Consider the following 17,593-nt stretch of genomic DNA (forward strand, 5'->3'; position numbering starts at 1 on the left):
CAGCAATAATGAGGTTATCTCACGGGCTCACGCTGTGCCGGCTGTCGAGACCTCGGGGTAAACACATACCGGCTGTACAGTTAGTTACGATTCCAGCGGGAGTAGTATACCTGTACAGGCGTTATAAGAAGGTTGGACTGGCATAAACCAATTGTGTCCATTTATATAGAACGGTCAATACGCACTATTCGTCGTTCGGCTGTTTCAGTCGATAACGTATCCGAAAAAGACGATTACAACAGAGCCTATGTTATCAATGACCGCTTCGCAGTGATGTCCGTCGAATCCGCAGCCGATTGCTTATAAATCGTTGCCAGTAGAGCTCCGGTGAAGGCCTCCAAATCTCAGCCGTTTAGCTGTTCACTTTTATTTATAAATGACTGATCGATACCGACACTTCCGAAGCCCCAGCCGCGAGGCGGGCGCACGCTCGCTGCGCTCCTCGTCACTCGCTTCGCTCGTTCCTGTGGTGCTTGCGTCGCCTGCGCCCGCCTCGCAGCTGCCCCTTCGAGTCCCGCCCCGCTCCGCACCGCACCTCGCACCTCCCCAGCCTCGCCGCTCGCGCTTAAAAGCGCTCGCGGCGTCCCTCGCGCGTGCGACTCGCGCCCTGCGGGCGCTCGTCGGCACGCGCCACCGCGTTCATTTATAAAAGCTGTCGCAGACGCTTTTAAATATCGGTCAGAAAAGCGCTCCAGATCCCTACGGCCGCGTCTCGGCGACCCGACGGATCGCGCCGGCGATCACGTCGATACCGATCGCGATGTCGTCTTCGACCACGTCGAAGTCGCTGGTGTGGTGGCCGCCCGGGTGGTCGGTGCCGACGCCGAGGTAGCAGGCGAGCCCGCCCTGCTCTTGGACATGGTTCATCAGGTACGTCGCGTCCTCGGAGCCGCCCAGATCCGCGCTGTCGACGACGTTCGTGACGCCCGCGGTCCCGCCGGCGACGTCGCCGACGATCCCGGCGAGCGCGTCGTCGCTGGTCGCGCTCGGCGCCTCCCCTTTCGTCGCCACGTCGACCTCGCAGTCGTGCATCGCGGCGGCCGACTCCAAGATCCGGTCGGCGTGGTCGGACATGTACGCGGCCAGCGCCGTCGTCCCGCCGCGGAGCTCCCCCTCGATGTGCGACTCCTCGGGGATGATGTTCGTCGCCGTGCCGCCCCCGACGAGCCCGGCGTTCACCCGGGTCGGCCCGTCGGCGTGGCGGGGGATCGCGTAGAGGTTCTGGACCGCCGCGGCCATCGCCTGCACCGCGTTGCGCCCTTGTTCGGGCCGCGCGCCGGCGTGGGCCGGGTCGCCCGTGAACTCCGCGAGGAAGTGCCGGACCGCGAGGAAGCCGTCGACGCCGCAGACGACCTCGCCGGAGGGGTGATCGAGGCCGACGTGGACCGCGTAGAGGTAGTCGACATCGTCGAGGTGCCCGGATTCGGCCATCGGCTTCCCGCCCGCCACCTGCTCTTCGCCCGGCTGGAAGAACAGCTTCAGCGTGCCGGAAAAGTCGGAGTCGAGCACCGCGTCGAGAGTACCGAGGCCCATCGTCGCGTGGGCGTCGTGGCCGCACGCGTGCATGAACCCCTCGTGCTCCGAGCGGAACCCCTCGGCGGCAGGGACGTGGTCGCCGTCCTCGGACTCGGGGATCGGGAGCGCGTCGATATCGACGCGGAGCCCGATCACGGGGCCGTCGCCGCGCTCGACGACGGCGACGCAGCCGGTGTAGCCGCCGGTGAGCTCGTCGACGGTCCCCGGGTCGGCGCCCGCGTCGCGGGCCCGCCGCTCCCACTCGGCCAGCGCATCGTCGTCGGGGACGTTCATCCGGTCGTCGGTCGCGAGGGCATCGGGGCCAATGTGCAGGTCGGTCAGCTCGCGTTTCCGGAGCTCCTCGACGATCCGGGCGGTGGTGTAGAACTCGCGCCACGCGGGCTCGGGGTGGCGATGGAGGTCGCGGCGGAACTCCCGGTACGCGTCGGATTCGAGCGCGCTCATGGGCGTGGGTGGCCTCGCGCGGGCTTAAACGATCGCGTGACTGGGAGGTCGGCGGTGAGTGGTCCGTGACCAGAATCAGACCGGTCGAAATCGGCCGTTCCGCTCAGTCGCGCCGGTGGCCGAGCGGCTTCTTCTGGTCGACCTCGACCTCGACGTGGATCGAGTCGGGGAAGTCGCGACCGACGACCTCGCGGGCGATGTCGTCGGCGCCGTGGATCTCCATTGAGCGGCGGTACACCGAGTAGCTCCACGGCGAGAACTCGTCGCCGGCGCGGAGCTGCTTATAAAGGGGAACGCGGACGGTCTCGGCCGGCGTGGCGTGCGGGCCCTTACACTCCGCGCCCTTGCGTTCGAGCGTCGACTTGAGCTCATCGACCGTCTCGGCGAGTACGTCGTGGTCGCCGGAGGCGAAGGAGAGTTTCGTGACGAAGGTCATGATTGGGGGTCGTCCGTGCATGGTCGCCCGAGGAGTAAAAACGCATCTACCGAGCGCCCGGGGGACGGTGGCCACGGCCTCCGGTATATAAGCGCGCGAGCCGGAGCGGAGGGCGCCGCGCAGATCGGTTGAGGGGTGCTGAAACGCCCGATGCGTTCGGGAGTCCGACACCCTCTTTAGGGGTGGTGGCTTACCTGACGCTAATGACGGTCGAAGCGACCAGTGCCGGAGCCATCCTCTTCCGCGACACCCGCGGCGAACGGGAGTACCTGCTCCTGAAGAGCCGGCCGGGGGACTGGGAGTTCCCCAAGGGCGGGGTCGAGGGGGACGAGGAGCTCCAGCAGACGGCGATACGGGAAGTCGGTGAGGAGGCCGGGATCGAGGATTTCCGGCTGATAGACGGCTTCCGTGAGGAGTACGACTACGTGTTCGAGGCGAACGGCAACACGATCCACAAGACGGTCCACCTGTTCATCGCGCGCTCGTTCGAGGCGAGCGCCGAGATCTCGAACGAGCACCGCGACCTGCAGTGGCGCGACTACGACCAGGCGCTCAACACGATCACCCAGAACGGGCCCCGCGACATTCTCGAGGACGCCCACGACTACCTCGAGGAGCGCAAAGACGAGGAGACCGGCGACTACGTCTGAGCGGCCGAGAGCGCCTCGACGACCGGGGCGCTCCGATGCCCGACTCGCCGCGACGCTTCGTTTTTAAGCGGTCCCGCGCTATCACGGCCGTGACTCCGGACGCCGAGTTCGGCTACGAACTCCTCGTCTGCCGGTACGCCGAGTTGGCGTGGCACCCGAGCGACGGCTCGCGCCCCGCGATCGTCGCCCGCCAGCTCGGCACCAAGGAGCGCCGCTGGGACACGGTCGTGATCGAGGTCGACCCGGCGGCGTTCGGCGAGCGCCGCGCCTTCGGCGAGCGGACCATCGACTCGGACCTCCTCCACGTCGTCCGCGGCGCCCCCGCAGAGTGGGCGTGGTACCGCGACGCGCTCCCGCACCCCGGCTACCCGTGGCGCTACGTGCGGCAGGCGGTCCACCGCGCCGCCGACCGGGACCTGATCGAGAAGCGGCGGCGGAACGGACGGATCGAGTTCCGCCGGACGCGACCCTATCCCGACTGGGTCGAGCGGATCGTCGCGGTCGAGAACAAGCCCGACCTCGACCGCTCCGCAGCCGACCGGCTCGCCGACCAGCTGGAACACGACGTCGAGACCGCCCTCGCCGACGAGGCGTGGCTCGCGACCGAGACGACCGGCGAGCGCGTCGAACCCGCGCTCCTCCGGGAGATACCGGTCGAGGCCGGCATCCTCGCGACCGACTTCTCCGAGGGCGTCCACGGAAACGCGGGGAGCGTGACGTGGCACCCGAGCGACCTCTCGCCTGCCGACCGCGAGTGCCGCGATCCCGAAGCCAAGACCCTGCGGCTGGAGATCGCCGAGCGCGCCTACGGGAAGGGGTGGCGCTCGTTCCACGACACGATGCGGCCTGACTGCCGCCACTTCGAACTGCGGCGCGAGGGCCGCGCGCTCGTCCCGTACTGCGCGGCGAAGGAGAAGGTCCCCACCGCGCGGGAGTGCGCCGGCTCCTGCCCGTCGTTCTCGCCCGAGCCGCCTCAGTGGCGGACGAATGGGTGGCCGATCGACGGCGGTCCCGGGAAGGGGTTCGAGCAGGTGTTGGCCCGACGGCGAGAGCGCGAGCGAGACCGGGCCGAAAGGGTTGAGTGACCGGCGGCGCCAGCCGGCCGTATGCGGTTTCCGAGTCCGTCGCTTTCCCAGTACGCGATCAACACGCTTGTCGTCGTCCTCACGCTGGCGGTCCTCCAGTACACCGGCTGGCTCTCAGGTGACCCCACCGGACTCGACCCGGCGTTCCTCGTCGTGGTCGCGGTTACCTTTCCCGCCTTCTCGTATCTGATCGCCCTCGTCGGGGCGAACGTGCGATCGAACGCGGAGTGAGGGTCGCGCCGGAACCGCCCGAACCGCCTGTGGACGAGCTGCAGCCTACGCCTACGCCAGCGCGGCCGCGAGCTTCTCCACCGGGTGCGGCGGCTCGGGGGCGCTGTCGTCGCGTCCCTTCAGCTGGGTCCGACAGGAGGCGCCGGGCGCGACCACCTCGTCGCCGTCGCTCTCGTCGATCTGGTCGAAAAGGATCCGGCCGATCGCCTTGCTCATCGAGTAGTGCTCGGCCTCGTAGCCGAACGACCCGGCCATCCCGCAACAGGAGGAGTCGAGCGGGTCGACGCCGTAGCCGGCGCGCCGGAGCACACCGACGGCGTGGTGGTCCTTCTTCGTCGCCTTCTGGTGGCAGTGGCCGTGGTAGGTGAGCGACTCCGTGGGCGCGTCGAGGTCGGCCGCCTCGTCGAGCCGGTGGGCGTCGACGTACTCCATGACCCCGTAGGTGTTCTCGGAGACGGTCGCCACGTCGGCGTCCGGCACGTCGCTGGCGTCGCCGTCGAGCAGGTCGTGGTAGTCGGTCTGGAGCATCACGGCGTCGGTGGGCTCGACGACGACCACGTCCCAGCCGTCACGGGCGTCGGGAGCGAGCGTCCCGACGGCGTCCTCGGCGGCTTTCCGCGACTCGTCGAGCATCCCCTTCGAGTGCGGCGGGCGCCCGCTCCCGTCGACGTCCGGGATCTCGACGTGGCAGTTCGCGGCCTCTAACACCCGCACCGCGGCCTTCCCCGCGCCGGGGTTCGTGTAGGTGGTGTACACGTCGGGGAACAGCAGCACGTCGCGGTCGGCCTCGGCGCGGGGGACGCCGGCGCCGCCCCGAGCCTCGAACCAGTCGGTCAGGCTCTCAGAGCGGAAGGTCGGGAGGTCTCGTTCCTTCGCGATCCCGAGCACCTTCTCCATGACGAGGCCGGCGCCCGGGAGCTTCCCGGGGAGGTTCGAGAGCGGGGCGAGCTTCGACCCGAGCGGCGCGAGCGACTCGAAGTTCCCGAGGAGCCGGGTGCGCAGGTCGATCCCGTGCTCCTCGTGGTGCGCGTGCTCGACCTCGGCCTTCAGCTTCGCCATGTCCACGCCGCTCGGGCAGTCCTTCTTACACCCCTTACAGCCGACGCACAGGTCCATCACCTCCGTGACGAACTCGTCGTCGGTGGGGTCGTCGGGCAGCTCGCCGCTGATGGCGCCGCGGAGCATGTTCGCCCGGCCGCGGGTCGTCTGGATCTCCTCCTCGGCGGCGCGGTAGGTCGGGCACATCACCCCGCCGGTCGTCTCTTGCGGGCCGCGACAGCCGCCGCAGCCGTGACAGAGCTCGACCATCCCCTGCATCCCGTTGTCGACGGCCCACTCCATGGCGGGGTCGAAGCCGGCGTCGTACTCGTACTCCGAGTCGAACCGGAGGTTCTCGCTCATGTCGTGGTCGCCGCAGACGTTCCCGGGGTTGAGCAGCCAGTCGGGGTCGAAGGCGGTCTTCAGGTCGCGGAACGACTCCCAGAGGTCGTCCCCGTACAGCTTCCGGTTCCACTGGGTCCGGGCGCGCCCGTCACCGTGCTCGCCCGAGACCGACCCACCGAGGCGGACCACCGCGTCGGTGACGCGGTCGGCGATGTCCACCATCGCCTCGACGTCGTCGACCGCCTTCGTGTTGATCAGCGGCCGGATGTGCAGCACGCCCGGGCCGGCGTGCGCGTAGAACGTCGCGAACGTGTCGTTGTCTTCCAGAATCTCCTGGAACTCGCGGGTGTACTCGGGGAGGTGCTCCGGGGGGATCGCGCAGTCCTCGATGAAGGAGATGTGCTTCTCGTCGGTGGTGCGCGACAGGAGAATCGGGAGTCCGGCCTTGCGCATCTTCCAGAACCGGTCGCGCTTCTCGGGATCGTGCGCTTCCATCGCGTGGACCGCGCGGCGCGGCTGGCTCGTCACGTCGGCCGCGCCCTCGCTCGGGTCCGCCTCCGTCTCGGGGCGGGGCCGGTCGTCAGTCGCGCCGACCCGGTCCGCGACGAGGTCCGCCACCTTCCGTTTCCCCGCCGCGTCGCCCTCCGCGTAGAACTCGACGAGGAGGACGGAGTCCGTGCCGTCGGGCAGCATTCCGACGACGTCTGCGAACTCGGGGGTGTCGGCCGCGAGCCCGAGGAGGACGTCGTCCATCACCTCGACCGCGGCGGGGTCGTGGTCGAGGATCGGCGCCACGTCCTCCATCGCGTCGAGGAGGCCGTCGTACGTCAGAAGCGCGACCGCCTTGGTGTCGGGGATCGCCACGAGCGAGACGGTCGCCTCCGTGACCGTCGCGAGCGTCCCCTCGCTGCCGGCCATGAGCCGGGCGAGGTTGACGACGCCCGCCTCGCCGTACTCGCCGCGGTACTCGCCGAGGAGCCGGTCGAGGTTGTAGCCCGAGACGTTCCGCTTCAGCTCCGGATAGCGCTCGCCGATCTCGTCGGCGTCCTCGTCGAGGATCCGGACGATCTCGGCGTGGATCCGCGGCAGGAGATCGTCGGCGTCGGGGTCGGCTGACTCGCGGAGGTCGTCGACGGCGACTTCGCCGAACGTGGTCACCGTCCCGTCCGCGAGTACGACCTCCGCCTCCTCCACGTAGTGGTCGGTCTTCCCGTACTTCAGCGAGTGCGAGCCGGTGGAGTTGTTGCCGATCGCGCCGCCGACCGCGGACTTGTCGCGCCACGCCGGGTCGGGGGCGAACTTCAGCCCGTGCGGCTCGACCGCCGCGTTGAGGTCGCCGACGTACGCGCCGGCCTCCACGCGAGCCGTCTCCGCCTCCGGGTCCGTCGAGAGCACCGCGTCCATCGAGTCGGTGAGGTCGAGGATGACCGCCTCGTTGACCGTCTGTCCGGCGAGCGACGTGCCGCCGCCGCGCGGGAGCACGGGGATCCCCTCAGCGAAGCAGTACTCCTGGACCGCCGCCACGTCCGCCGTCGACTCCGGCATGACGACGCCGATCGGCGTGGCCTCGTACGCCGAGGCGTCGGTCGCGTAGAGCCGCTTCGAGTAGTCGTCGAAGCGCACGTCCCCCTCGACCCGGCGGTCGAGCGCGTCCACGAGCTCCGGCCGCTCGACCGCACCGCCCGTGTAATCGAAGTCCCCCCCGTCTTTGGGGTCCGGATCCGGCGTGTTGGTTGCCATGAGAAACCATTACGGTCGAACTACCAAAAATCCCCTGACCCCGCCGCGGGGACGGGAATCCGAACCGGGGGCGGCGGCGACGGAGGCGGGAGGGGCGAACCGGACGGCGGGCGGCCCGAATCGCTGGCGCGCGGGAACCGGCGCAACACCCATATAGGTCCCGTCGGATGGTAAGGTATGTCAGTCGCCGACCGCTCGACGTTCAAGCGTCGACTGGACTCCCTCGGCGTGACCGTCACCGAGGGGCCCGAGAACGAGTGCGCGGAACTGATCGACGAGGCCGCCGGCGACCCGGCGGTCGGCGTCGCGCTCGACGCGGGCTCGCTCCCGGAGCGCGTCGAGACCGATCCGACCACGGCGGAGCTCCGCGCGGCCCACACCGGGGTCACGGACGCGGAGCTCGGGGTCGCCGCGTACGGGAGCGTCGCGATCGAGGCCGACCGCGCCGGCACGGAGCCGGTGAGCCTCTTCGTCGACCGGCACGTCGTCGTCCTCCGCGAGGCCGACCTCGTCCCGGACATGCCCGACGCGTTCGAGTGGCTCGGTCCCAAGGCGCGCGGCGAATCGGCCGACGTGGTGTTCGCGACCGGCCCGAGCGCGACCGCGGACATGGGCGGCCTCGTCCACGGCGCGCACGGCCCGAAAGAGGTTCACGTGGTGTTGTTGCGGGAGGACGGCGCGGACGCCGCGGACTCCGAGGTGTCCGCCGATGAGTAGCGACGCGACGAAGGGGGACCGCATCCGCGAGCTGATGGCGACCGAAGGCGACGCCGTCGCCGAGAACACCCGCGGCTTCAACGAGGGGCGGATCGAGTCGACGGGGCGCCTCGACGGCTACGAGGAGCTGAAGGCCGACGCCCGCGATATAAAAGAGGACGCGATCGGTCGCCTTCCGGAACTCATCGAGCGGGTGAGAGAGAGCGTCGAGGCCAACGGCGGTACCGTCTACGTCGCCGACGACGCGGCCGACGCCAACCGCTACATCACCGAGCTGACCGCGGAGGAGTGCGACGCCGACCGCCTCGTGAAATCGAAGTCGATGACCTCAGAGGAGATCGAGGTGAACGAGGCGCTGGAGGCCGAGGGCGTCGAGGTGGTCGAGACGGACCTGGGCGAGTGGGTGCTCCAGCTCGCGGACGAGGCCCCCTCTCACATCGTCGCGCCGGCGATCCACAAGTCCCGCGAGGGCATCTCGGAGCTGTTCGCCGAGCGGTTCGACCTCGACGATCCGCCGGAGACCGCCGAGGAGCTCACGATGTTCGCCCGCGAGCGGCTCGGCGAGCTGGTTGAGGACGCCGACGTGGGGATGACAGGCGCGAACTTCATCGCCGCCGACTCCGGCACCATGCTGCTCGTCACGAGCGAGGGCAACGCCCGGAAGTCGGTGACCGCGACGGACACCCACGTCGCGGTCGCGGGCGTCGAGAAGATCGTCCCGACCGTCGAGGAGTTCGCCCCGTTCGTCGAGCTGATCGGGCGGTCCGGGACGGGCCAGGACGTGACCTCGTACATCTCCACGCTGACCCCGCCCGTCGACTCGCCGGTGCCGGACTTCCAGGCCGACGACGAGCCCCTCGCCGACGGATCCGGCGACGACCGGGACTTCCACCTCGTCCTGATCGACAACGGGCGCATGGCGATGCGCGAGGACGAGCAGTTGAAGGAGACGCTGTACTGCATCCGGTGTTCCGCCTGCTCGAACGCCTGCGGCAACTTCCAGAGCGTCGGCGGCCACGCGTTCGGCGGGGAGACGTACTCCGGCGGGATCGCGACCGGCTGGGAGGCGGGTATCGAGGGGCTCGACACCGCCGCCGAGTTCAACGACCTCTGTACCGGCTGCTCGCGCTGCGTCCCGGCGTGTCCGGTCGACATCGACATCCCGTGGATCAACACGGTCGTCCGCGACCGGATCAACCGCGGCGAGGCCGACCCCAGCCAGACGGACTGGATGTTCGAAGAGCTCGTCCCGGACGAGGAGCCCGCGGGACTGGACCTGAGCACCCGGATCGTCGGCAACTACGAGACGCTGGCGAAGCTGGGGAGCCTGACCGCGCCGGTCGCGAACCGACTCACCGACGCGGGACCGGTCCGCGCGATCGTCGAGCGCGTCGCCGGGATCGACCGCCGGCGTGACCTCCCCGAGTTCGCGAGCGAGCCGCTCGTGGACTGGTTCGAGGCCCGCGGCGGCGCGGCCGTCCCCCGCGACGAGGCCGCCCGCGAGGCCGTACTCTACCCGGACACGGCGACGAACTACGTCGACGTCGACCGCGGGAAGGCCGCCGTGCGCGCGCTGGAGGCGCTCGACGTCCACGTCCGGGTCCCGGACCTCCCCGGAAGCGGTCGGCCGCCGCTCTCGCAGGGGATGATCGCGACGGCCGAGTCGGCCGCCGAGGACGTGTACGCCGGGCTCGCGGCCCACGTCGACGCCGACCGCGACGTGGTCGTGATCGAGCCGAGCGACCTCGCGATGTTCCGGAGCGAGTACGAGAAGTTCCTCCCCGAGGCCTCCCACGAGCGGCTCGCCGAGGCCAGCTACGACGTGATGGAGTACGTCTTCGGCCTGCTGGAGAACGGCGGAGACCCGGCCGCGCTCCGGGCGCCGGCCGAGGGCACGGGCCCGGTGGCGGCCGGGAAGCGGGTCGCCTACCACCCGCACTGTCAGGGGCGGACGATCGGCGTCAGCGAGCACGCGACCGCCGTGATGGAGGCGCTCGGCTACGACGTGCGGGTCTCCGACACCGAGTGCTGCGGGATGGCCGGCTCGTTCGGCTACAAGGAAGACTACTACGAGCTGAGCATGGACGTCGGCGAGCCCATTCGGGAGCAGTTCGGCGACACCGACCGGACCGTCGTCGCCGCCGGCACGTCCTGTACCGAGCAGATCGACGCGCTCCTCGGCGACGCGCCGATGCACCCCGTGGAGCTCGTCGCGCCGCGGGAGTGACGCGGTAGGGCGGGGGCCTCGCGGGGGCCGCCGTCGCTCCGCCGCCGTCTGACGGGCGTCGTTCGACAACGAACGCTTAATAGGCGCGCTACTGACCGTACGCGTATGAACGCGGCTCCACAGGAGATCACGTCGCTCGTCGGTCGTGAGGTGTACTCGAACAACGGCGTTTTCGTCGGCGAGATCGAGGACGTCCGCCTCGACCTCGACGCCCGATCGGTGACCGGGCTCGCGCTCGCGGAGCTCAACCACGAGCTGTTCGCGGGGCGCGTCGACGGGAACACCGGCGTCATCCTCCCGTACCGCTGGGTCCGGGCCGTGGGCGACGTGGTGCTGATCAACGACGTCATCGAGCGGCTCGACACGGGGAGCGAGGAGGAGGAGCCGGAGATCGGCCAGTCCGCGCAGTCTACTTAAAAGGGAAGCGCGTCACGGAGGCTGGTCAGGAAGCTCCCGCCCTCGCGCCGCTTGCGGTCGAACACGGGGTACAGCGCGTCGAGGAACTCGGTCTCGTTCTCGAACTCGGTCTGCGGCACCTCGTCCAGGGCCTCGGAGAGGCCGACCGTCCGCCCCTTGGCGTCGTAGGGGATCGCGCCGTCGTCGATCGCGTCGACGATCTCCCTGCCGGTCGCGGGAAACGAGACGCCGGCCTCGTCGATCCGCTCGTCGAGCACGGCGATACCGAACTCGATCGCGTCGGGATCGGCGGAACCGCCGCCGCTGGGTGGGCGTGCTGCCATCGGCGAAACGTACTCGCTCGGCCCTTTTTAAACCCATGCTCGCGCGACCGACCGCGAGCGACCCGGTGGCCTCCGCGCGGCGACGTCACTCCGGAATCGACTCCTCGGGCGGAGCCGCGTCGACCGCGGCGAGCCCCATCCCGTCGCCGGAACGGTCGAACGCGGCGACGCTCTCGCCGTCGTACGGCGGGATCGCGACGAGCACGACCGCGGCGAGGTCGTCCGTCTTCGACACGCCGAGGAACCCCTCCGGGTGCGAGAGGAACCGCGCCCCGCCGTGCCCCGCCGGCGTCCCGAGGTCGACGCCGAACACCGCGTTCACCGACCCGCCGACGTCCGGGGTGAAATGCGTTATCACGGGGGTCTCCGGGTCCAGCCCGGTGTCGCTCTCGAAGTCGCCGGCGCGCGTGGCCGAGAGGCGAAGGTTCGTCTCGCCGGGGTCGTTCTCGGCGGCGCGCTCGAGCAACACCGTCAACAGGTCGCGCGTGACGTGGATCACGCTCAGATCCCGATGGCTGACCGGAGCGTCTTCGCGTAGAGCCCCGGCGCCTTCCCCCGCGAGTTCGAGAGCGCGTCCTCGACCGCGATCGCCGCGCCGTCGAACACGCCGACGCCGTGCCCCGTCAGCACGCGGTCCGGGTCGTGGCCCGAGAGCGCTTTCGTCGGCGGTGTCAGCCGCAGCATCGGGTGGACGCCGAGGCGCTCGCGGTCCCCGCGGAAGTACGACGAGGTGCCGAGCGCCTCCGGGACGATCAGCGTCTCGCCGTCGAAGAACCCGGCCTCCTGCCACGGCGGCAGCGAGGAGTCGCGGATCCGGAACGCCTCGAAGCCGGTGTCGGCCAGCCGGTCGCCGAACCGCTCGACCGGCGCGTCGAGCTCGCTCGCGACGCCCGTCATCCACTCGGGGACCCACACCGCGACGTCGTGGCGGGTCGCGATCGCGGCGCTGTCGCGCTCGTGGCGGTCGAGGCCGACGACGACGCCGGCGACCTCGCCCAGTTCGGCGAGCAGGTCGTCGAGGCCAGTCGCGTCCACCGGATCGAACACCCAGACGTCGTCGCTCTCGCCCTCCTCGTTCGGCACCGCCACCGCGTGGCTCGCGCGCTCCATCGTCTCGTCGGGGTACGCGATCCACCCGACGCCGCCGTCGAACCGATCGATCTCGTGGAGGTCCGCCTCGCCGCCGCTTTTCAGTCCCATACCGACTCTATCGGCCCGGATCCCTTTCAACCCGTCTCCGGCGGTGAGGGGGCCTGCCGCGCGTTCGTCGGGACGTCGTCGACACCGACGAGGCCTACGCCTCCGGCCACTTGATCGAGCAGCCGCGGGAGGGTCGGTCGGGGACCTCGACGTCCTCGCCCGCGAGTACCGACTCCACGGCCTCCCGGACGTAGAACTCGGTCGGCTCGTCGTCGGGGTTCAACGCGTCGTCGAGCCGCCCGTGGTACCTGAGCCGCCACGCGCCGTCCTCGCGGCCGAACAGGAACGGGTCGGGCGTACAGGCCGCCCCGTACGCCTCGGCGACCGCGCCCGTCTCGTCGCGGAGGTACGCGTCGTAGGCGACCGTCCCGTCGGCGACGCGCTCGCGCATCGCCTCGAACGAGTCGTCGGGGTACTCGTCGGCGTCGTTGGGGTTGACCCCGACGACGGCCAGGTCGTCGTACTCGGCCGCGAGCTCGTTGAGGAGGGCGAACTTCGCCTGCGCGTACGGGCAGTGGTTGCAGGTGAAGACGACGAGCAGCGCGTCCGCGTCGAACGAGTCGAGCGCGTGCGTGTCCCCGTCGACGCCGGGCAGTTCGAAGCCGGGGGCCGCGTCGCCCCGATCGAGCGTCGAGTCGGATTCCTTCATCACCATAGGGGACGCTACCGTCGGCTGGATTGACATCCTCTCCGCCCTGAAGGGCGAAGATTCCCACGGCACCGCACCGCTGGGTTGGGATGTTGAAGGTTTGTAGACGCCTCGATGACGGCTACTGGCTGTGCCAACCAGCCGTTACTCCTATCCCGGCATGGGATTCGGAGGTACTTCTGACTGCCTACACCCTATTTCGACACGGAAGAGGGTGTCTTCCGCTTGAAATGAGGGAATCCCGATATTGTCCGATTAGTGGGGCGAGTGGACCGCCTCGGTTGCCATTAAATACGTCTCAGGTTACTTAAAACATCTTTTCGGCACGCCGAACGTGGTTCGTGGAGGGTTTGTCGGATTCATCCCCGCCGTGAACGGCGAGGCTTTCTCCTCAATTCTCCGTAAGGCCGCGAGTCGCACGCGCGAGGTCGCCGGCGCTACGCGCCGGCTGCCAGAGGGACCGGAGGTCCCTCGCTGGACGCGGCGACCGGAGGGAGCCGCGAGGTTGGGGAGGCGTGAGGTACGGTTCGGTCGCGGTCGGGTGGGACTCAAAGGGGCAGTCGCGAGGAGCGCACAGGCGACGTAAGCACTGCAGGGAGTGAGCGAAGCGAACGACCGAAGCGCGCAGCGAGCGTGTGCGCTCCTCGCGACTGGGGCTTTGGATGTCTTCAACGCCGATCAGTTGTAATTTGTTTATAAACGATCGGCTGAGAATTCGGAGGCTGTCACCGCCGAATCACAGCGAACCGCTTATAAATGATTCCAGGTGAGAGCGAGATTCGCCTCACCGGCGGAAACGACCGCCTATGAGACGAACTTCAGCAGGTCGTCGCGGTTGTGTTCGTGGAACCGCGTTCGCAGGCACTCCTCCAGCGCCTCGACGTCGCCCCGCTTGGCGCACATCGGCGCGATCCGGTCGGACCACTGCTGCCACGGTGGGTACAGGCCCAGCCGGTCGCAGATCTCGTCGAGCCGCTCGTCGAGGTCGTCGATCTTGTCGGTCTTGTTGACGGCGACGATGGGCTCGACCCCGATGTCCTCGAGGAAGCCGTACATTTCCACGTCGTGGGGGATGTTCCCGCGCTCGGTGTGGCGGTCGATGATGTCGACGGCGGCCTTCCCGTCCATCACGACGACGCCCGCGAGGATGGAGTCGGCGTTCGCCTCCAGGTAGCGGACGATGTTCGTCTTGATTGCCTCGCGGTGCTCCTCCTCGACGCCGGACATGAAGCCGAATCCGGGCAGGTCCGTGAACATGAAGCTCTCGCTGGCCCAGTCGAAGTGGTTCGGCTGGCGGGTGACCCCCGGTTTGCCGCCGGTCGAGAAGTCGTGGCCCGTCAGCTCGCGCATCAGCGTGGACTTGCCGACGTTCGAGCGCCCCACGAGGACGACCTCGGCGTCGCGGTCCGGCCGGTCTTCGAACATACGCGTACGTGGGCGGCTGAACGGTTTAAAAGGCGGGTCGTCGCGCTCGGCCGCCTCGCCGGCGGGGAGCGGGTGCGTGCCCGGCGAGCGGCGACGACGTGCGCTGCCCGATATACTTTCAGACCGACACGCTCCCGAACGCCTCGTCAGGCGGTTCTCGAACCTGTCGCTACCTCGAATAGAAATTTCATATCTCGAAAATAATTAATATGAATTGTTAAACCTCCGATGCATTTATATACTCTGACTGGATGTGAAGCAGCGTAACATGGTCCATCCGACGAGGGCTCGTAACGGTCGTATCGGCCGGACGAAGCCGAGAGGACCCCGTGTCGACGCGAGGGAACCTCGTGTCGACGCCTCGGACCGCGTGCGACGAGAGTCGCGATCGTCCGTCGCGGGTCGCTCGTCTCGACCGTGCGCCCCGGGCCGCTCGGAGGGGGGCGCATGACGGGTGCCGAGACGTTCGGCGCCGTCTCGCTGGTCCCGCCGCTTCTGGCGATCGTCCTCGCGATCGTGACGCGGAAACCGGTCCTCTCGCTGTTCCTGGGGATCTGGTCCGGCGGCGTGATCTTCACGGCGAGCCACGGCGTGGGGCAGACGCTGAGCTGGCTCGTCTCCTCGATCGGCGACAGCACGTTCAACGCGAAGATCATGCTGATCGTGTTGTTCCTCGGCGCCGGGGTCGCGCTCATCTGGCGGCTCGGCGGGGCGAACGCCATCGCCGACACGGTGACTTCCAGCCTCGACACCCAGCGGAAGGTCGGATTCGCGACGTGGATCTTCGGTATGCTGTGGTTCTTCGACGACTACTCCAACACCGCGATCGTCGGCACCACGATGCGAGAGATATCCGACGAGGTGCGGATCTCTCGCGAGAAGCTCGCGTACATGATCGACTCGACGGCCGCGCCCGTCGCGACGTTCGGCATCTCGAGTTGGGTCGCGTACCAGCTGAGCATGATCCGAGAGGGGTACGAGGCCGCCGGCGTCTCCGTCGAGGCCGGCGAGGTCCCCGACGCGTTCGCGCTGTTCTTACAGAGCATCCCGTTCAACATGTACTGCCTGTTCGCGGTCGTGATGGTCGGAATCATCGTGTTCACCGGGCGCGACTTCGGCGAGATGCTCGACGCCGAGCACCGCTCGGCGACGGAGGGGAAGCTCCTGCGAGACGACGCCGTTCCGATGCAGAGCGCCGAGGACAGCCTCGGAGAGGTGCTCACCGACACGCCGCAGCTCCGGTACTTCCTCGTCCCGACCCTCTCGTTGATGGCGGTCGTGGTGGGCGGCGCGGCCTACACCGGGCTCGGGGCCTCGGACCCCGGCGCGTCGGTGTTCCAGATCGCCGGCAACGCCGCGTTCGTCGACGCGCTCTTGTGGGGCACGTTTACGATGGTCGCCGTCGCACTCGTCATGGGCGTCGCGAGCGGGATCGCCAGCCTCGACGAGGCGATGGAGACGGTCATCGACGGCTTCGGCATGATGCTGACCGCGCTCACGATCCTCGTGATGGCGTGGACGATCGGGACGGTGACCACCGCGCTCGGCACGGGCATCTACGTCACGGGGATCGCGGAGAACTTCGTGACGCCGACGTTGCTCCCGGTCGTCGTGTTGGTCGCGTCCGCGTTCATCGCGTTCTCGACGGGCACCTCTTGGGGGACGATGGCGATCGTTACGCCGATCGCGGTCCCGCTGGCGTGGAGCGTCGGCGGCGCTACGCCGGCGCTACTGCCCGTCGCGATCGGGACCGTGTTCAGCGGTGCCATCTTCGGGGACCACTGCTCACCCATCTCCGACACGACGATCCTCTCGTCGACGTTCACCGGCGCCGACCACATCGACCACGTCCGCACCCAGATGACCTACGCCACGACGGTGCTGGCCGTGGCCGCCACGCTGCTGACGGTGTGGGGCGCCACCCGGATCACGCCGCTGGCGCTGCTGCCCATCGGCGTGGTGACGCTCGTCGGCCTCGTCTACGTGCTCTCCGAGTTCGACGCGAAACGGAAGGGGTTGCAGGCGACCCGCACGGTTCAGGTCGGAAAACGGTCGACCAGCGACGACGACTGAGCGTCGCGGTCCCGCGGTCTCCCTGCCACCCGCAGGCGGACGACCGACCGAGTTACGCTCGCGGCGGGCCGAACCCGGCCCTCTCGGTTGCTCTCCCGTGGCCGCGGTCGGGGCTTACTTGTCGTCTCCAACCTTCCCTGTCGTATGGACAAACAGGCCGTCCGCGAGGCCGTCTGGGACGCGTTCGAGGCGGGCGATCAGGCCCGGTTCCCGTTCCCGCCCCGCGACCGGATCCCGAACTTCGCGGGCGCGGACGCGGCGTGCGAGCGCCTGACCGAAACCCCCGAGTGGGCCGCGGCCGCGACGCTCAAGTGCAACCCCGACGCGCCCCAGCTCCCGGTCAGGCGCGCCGCGCTCCGCGCCGGCAAGACGGTGTACGTCGCGCAGCCGCGACTGCGGGACTCGGACCCGTTCCTCCGGCTCGATCCCGAGGGGCTCGCGGCCGACGACGACGCCGACCTCCCGACGGTCGACGACGCGACCACCGTTTCCGGCGTCTCGACGCACGGCACGCCGGTCGGGCCCGAGGAGGTCCCCCACGTCGACCTCGTCGTCTCCGGCTCCGTCGCGGTCACGACCGACGGCGCCCGGATCGGGAAGGGCGAGGGGTACAGCGACCTGGAGTGGGGTGTGCTACGCGAACTCGACGCGGTCGATAGCCAGGCGCAACGCGCCTCTAGCAGTCGGACACAGTCCGACGATAGCCAGGCGCAACGCGCCTCCGACAGCCGGACGCAGTCCGGCGGCGACGAGACGACGGTGGCGACCACAGTCCACGAGCTGTCCGTGGTCGACGGGCCGGAGTCGGCGTTGGCCGGCCGGGGAGAAGACGGCGACTCGGCGGTCACGCTTCCCGAGCCGGACGCGCACGACGTCCCGCTCGACCTGATCGTCACGCCGGAGCGAACGGTCCGGACCGAGACGCCGTACCCGCGCCCGTCGGGGATCGATTGGGACGCGCTCGACTCGGAGCGGCTGGACGCGATACCGGTGCTCGCGGAGCGGGCACCGGGGCGAAAATAGGAGGAATTCGGCTGTCGGGCGTCGACTACAGACG

General features: G+C 69.1%; 16 protein-coding genes. 8 read left to right on the forward strand and 8 right to left on the reverse strand.

Translation table 11 applies throughout. The features are described from left to right. Nucleotides 1–699: 699 nt before the first annotated feature. Complete coding sequence (locus N5096_RS09430; protein WP_267664213.1) at nucleotides 700–1,980, reverse strand: amidohydrolase; 1,281 nt, start codon at nucleotides 1,978–1,980, stop codon at nucleotides 700–702. Nucleotides 1,981–2,083: 103 nt separating this feature from the next. Continuing rightward, entirely contained in the window at nucleotides 2,084–2,416 is a 333-nt protein-coding gene (locus tag N5096_RS09435; protein WP_267664214.1) for an uS10/mL48 family ribosomal protein, read from the reverse strand. A gap of 203 nt (nucleotides 2,417–2,619) precedes the next feature. On the opposite strand from N5096_RS09435, the gene N5096_RS09440 reads away from it, so the two are divergent. From N5096_RS09440 to N5096_RS09450, 3 genes are all read left to right on the forward strand, one after another. Then, nucleotides 2,620–3,066, forward strand: a complete 447-nt coding sequence (locus tag N5096_RS09440; RefSeq protein ID WP_267664215.1) for a bis(5'-nucleosyl)-tetraphosphatase — start codon at nucleotides 2,620–2,622, stop codon at nucleotides 3,064–3,066. An 89-nt stretch (nucleotides 3,067–3,155) separates the two neighbouring features. Further along, nucleotides 3,156–4,151, forward strand: a complete 996-nt coding sequence (locus N5096_RS09445; RefSeq protein ID WP_267664216.1) for a DUF5787 family protein — start codon at nucleotides 3,156–3,158, stop codon at nucleotides 4,149–4,151. 21 nt (nucleotides 4,152–4,172) lie between these two features. Beyond that, nucleotides 4,173–4,382: a hypothetical protein gene (locus N5096_RS09450; protein ID WP_267664217.1), complete on the forward strand. Its 210-nt coding sequence runs from the start codon at nucleotides 4,173–4,175 to the stop codon at nucleotides 4,380–4,382. Nucleotides 4,383–4,433: 51 nt separating this feature from the next. Here N5096_RS09450 and N5096_RS09455 read toward each other — a convergent pair whose 3' ends face one another. Next, nucleotides 4,434–7,505, reverse strand: a complete 3,072-nt coding sequence (locus tag N5096_RS09455; protein ID WP_267664219.1) for an FAD-binding and (Fe-S)-binding domain-containing protein — start codon at nucleotides 7,503–7,505, stop codon at nucleotides 4,434–4,436. Between the two features lie 177 nt (nucleotides 7,506–7,682). Between N5096_RS09455 and N5096_RS09460 the strand changes: the two genes are divergently transcribed. The 3 genes from N5096_RS09460 to N5096_RS09470 all read left to right on the forward strand — a co-directional run bounded on the left by N5096_RS09460 (nucleotide 7,683) and on the right by N5096_RS09470 (nucleotide 10,866). Further along, nucleotides 7,683–8,222, forward strand: coding sequence for an LUD domain-containing protein (locus N5096_RS09460; RefSeq protein ID WP_267664220.1), 540 nt, complete (start codon nucleotides 7,683–7,685; stop codon nucleotides 8,220–8,222). Beyond that, nucleotides 8,215–10,449 (forward strand): LUD domain-containing protein, encoded by a 2,235-nt coding sequence (locus tag N5096_RS09465; RefSeq protein ID WP_267664221.1) that lies wholly within the window; start codon nucleotides 8,215–8,217, stop codon nucleotides 10,447–10,449. Before N5096_RS09460 ends, N5096_RS09465 begins: the two co-directional genes overlap by 8 nt. 105 nt (nucleotides 10,450–10,554) lie before the next feature. Continuing rightward, nucleotides 10,555–10,866 carry a PRC-barrel domain-containing protein gene (locus N5096_RS09470; protein ID WP_267664222.1) on the forward strand — a complete coding sequence of 104 codons (312 nt, stop codon included), beginning with the start codon at nucleotides 10,555–10,557 and terminating at the stop codon, nucleotides 10,864–10,866. Here N5096_RS09470 and N5096_RS09475 read toward each other — a convergent pair. From N5096_RS09475 to engB, 5 genes are all read right to left on the reverse strand, one after another. Beyond that, the gene (locus tag N5096_RS09475) at nucleotides 10,863–11,189 is read right to left on the reverse strand and encodes a DUF5789 family protein (protein WP_267664223.1); all 327 of its coding nucleotides are present in this window, start codon (nucleotides 11,187–11,189) and stop codon (nucleotides 10,863–10,865) included. The two genes, N5096_RS09470 and N5096_RS09475, sit on opposite strands and share 4 nt — an antisense overlap. Before the next feature lie 85 nt (nucleotides 11,190–11,274). Continuing rightward, nucleotides 11,275–11,688 (reverse strand): JAB/MPN domain protein-containing protein, encoded by a 414-nt coding sequence (locus tag N5096_RS09480; protein WP_267664224.1) that lies wholly within the window; start codon nucleotides 11,686–11,688, stop codon nucleotides 11,275–11,277. Nucleotides 11,689–11,690: 2 nt separating this feature from the next. Continuing rightward, nucleotides 11,691–12,389 carry a hypothetical protein gene (locus N5096_RS09485; RefSeq protein ID WP_267664225.1) on the reverse strand — a complete coding sequence of 233 codons (699 nt, stop codon included), beginning with the start codon at nucleotides 12,387–12,389 and terminating at the stop codon, nucleotides 11,691–11,693. 94 nt (nucleotides 12,390–12,483) lie between these two features. After that, the gene (locus N5096_RS09490) at nucleotides 12,484–13,044 is read right to left on the reverse strand and encodes a thioredoxin family protein (protein WP_267664227.1); all 561 of its coding nucleotides are present in this window, start codon (nucleotides 13,042–13,044) and stop codon (nucleotides 12,484–12,486) included. A 798-nt stretch (nucleotides 13,045–13,842) separates the two neighbouring features. After that, nucleotides 13,843–14,463, reverse strand: coding sequence for a GTP-binding protein EngB (gene engB / locus N5096_RS09495; RefSeq protein WP_267664228.1), 621 nt, complete (start codon nucleotides 14,461–14,463; stop codon nucleotides 13,843–13,845). 447 nt (nucleotides 14,464–14,910) lie between these two features. Between engB and N5096_RS09500 the strand changes: the two genes are divergently transcribed. Further along, on the forward strand, nucleotides 14,911–16,536 hold the full coding sequence (locus N5096_RS09500) for a Na+/H+ antiporter NhaC family protein (RefSeq protein ID WP_267664230.1): 1,626 nt from the start codon (nucleotides 14,911–14,913) through the stop codon (nucleotides 16,534–16,536). Nucleotides 16,537–16,680: 144 nt separating this feature from the next. Next, nucleotides 16,681–17,559, forward strand: a complete 879-nt coding sequence (locus tag N5096_RS09505; protein WP_267664231.1) for a 5-formyltetrahydrofolate cyclo-ligase — start codon at nucleotides 16,681–16,683, stop codon at nucleotides 17,557–17,559. Nucleotides 17,560–17,593: the final 34 nt, after the last annotated feature.

Source organism: Halorubrum yunnanense (assembly GCF_026586675.1).
Lineage (GTDB): Archaea > Halobacteriota > Halobacteria > Halobacteriales > Haloferacaceae > Halorubrum > Halorubrum yunnanense.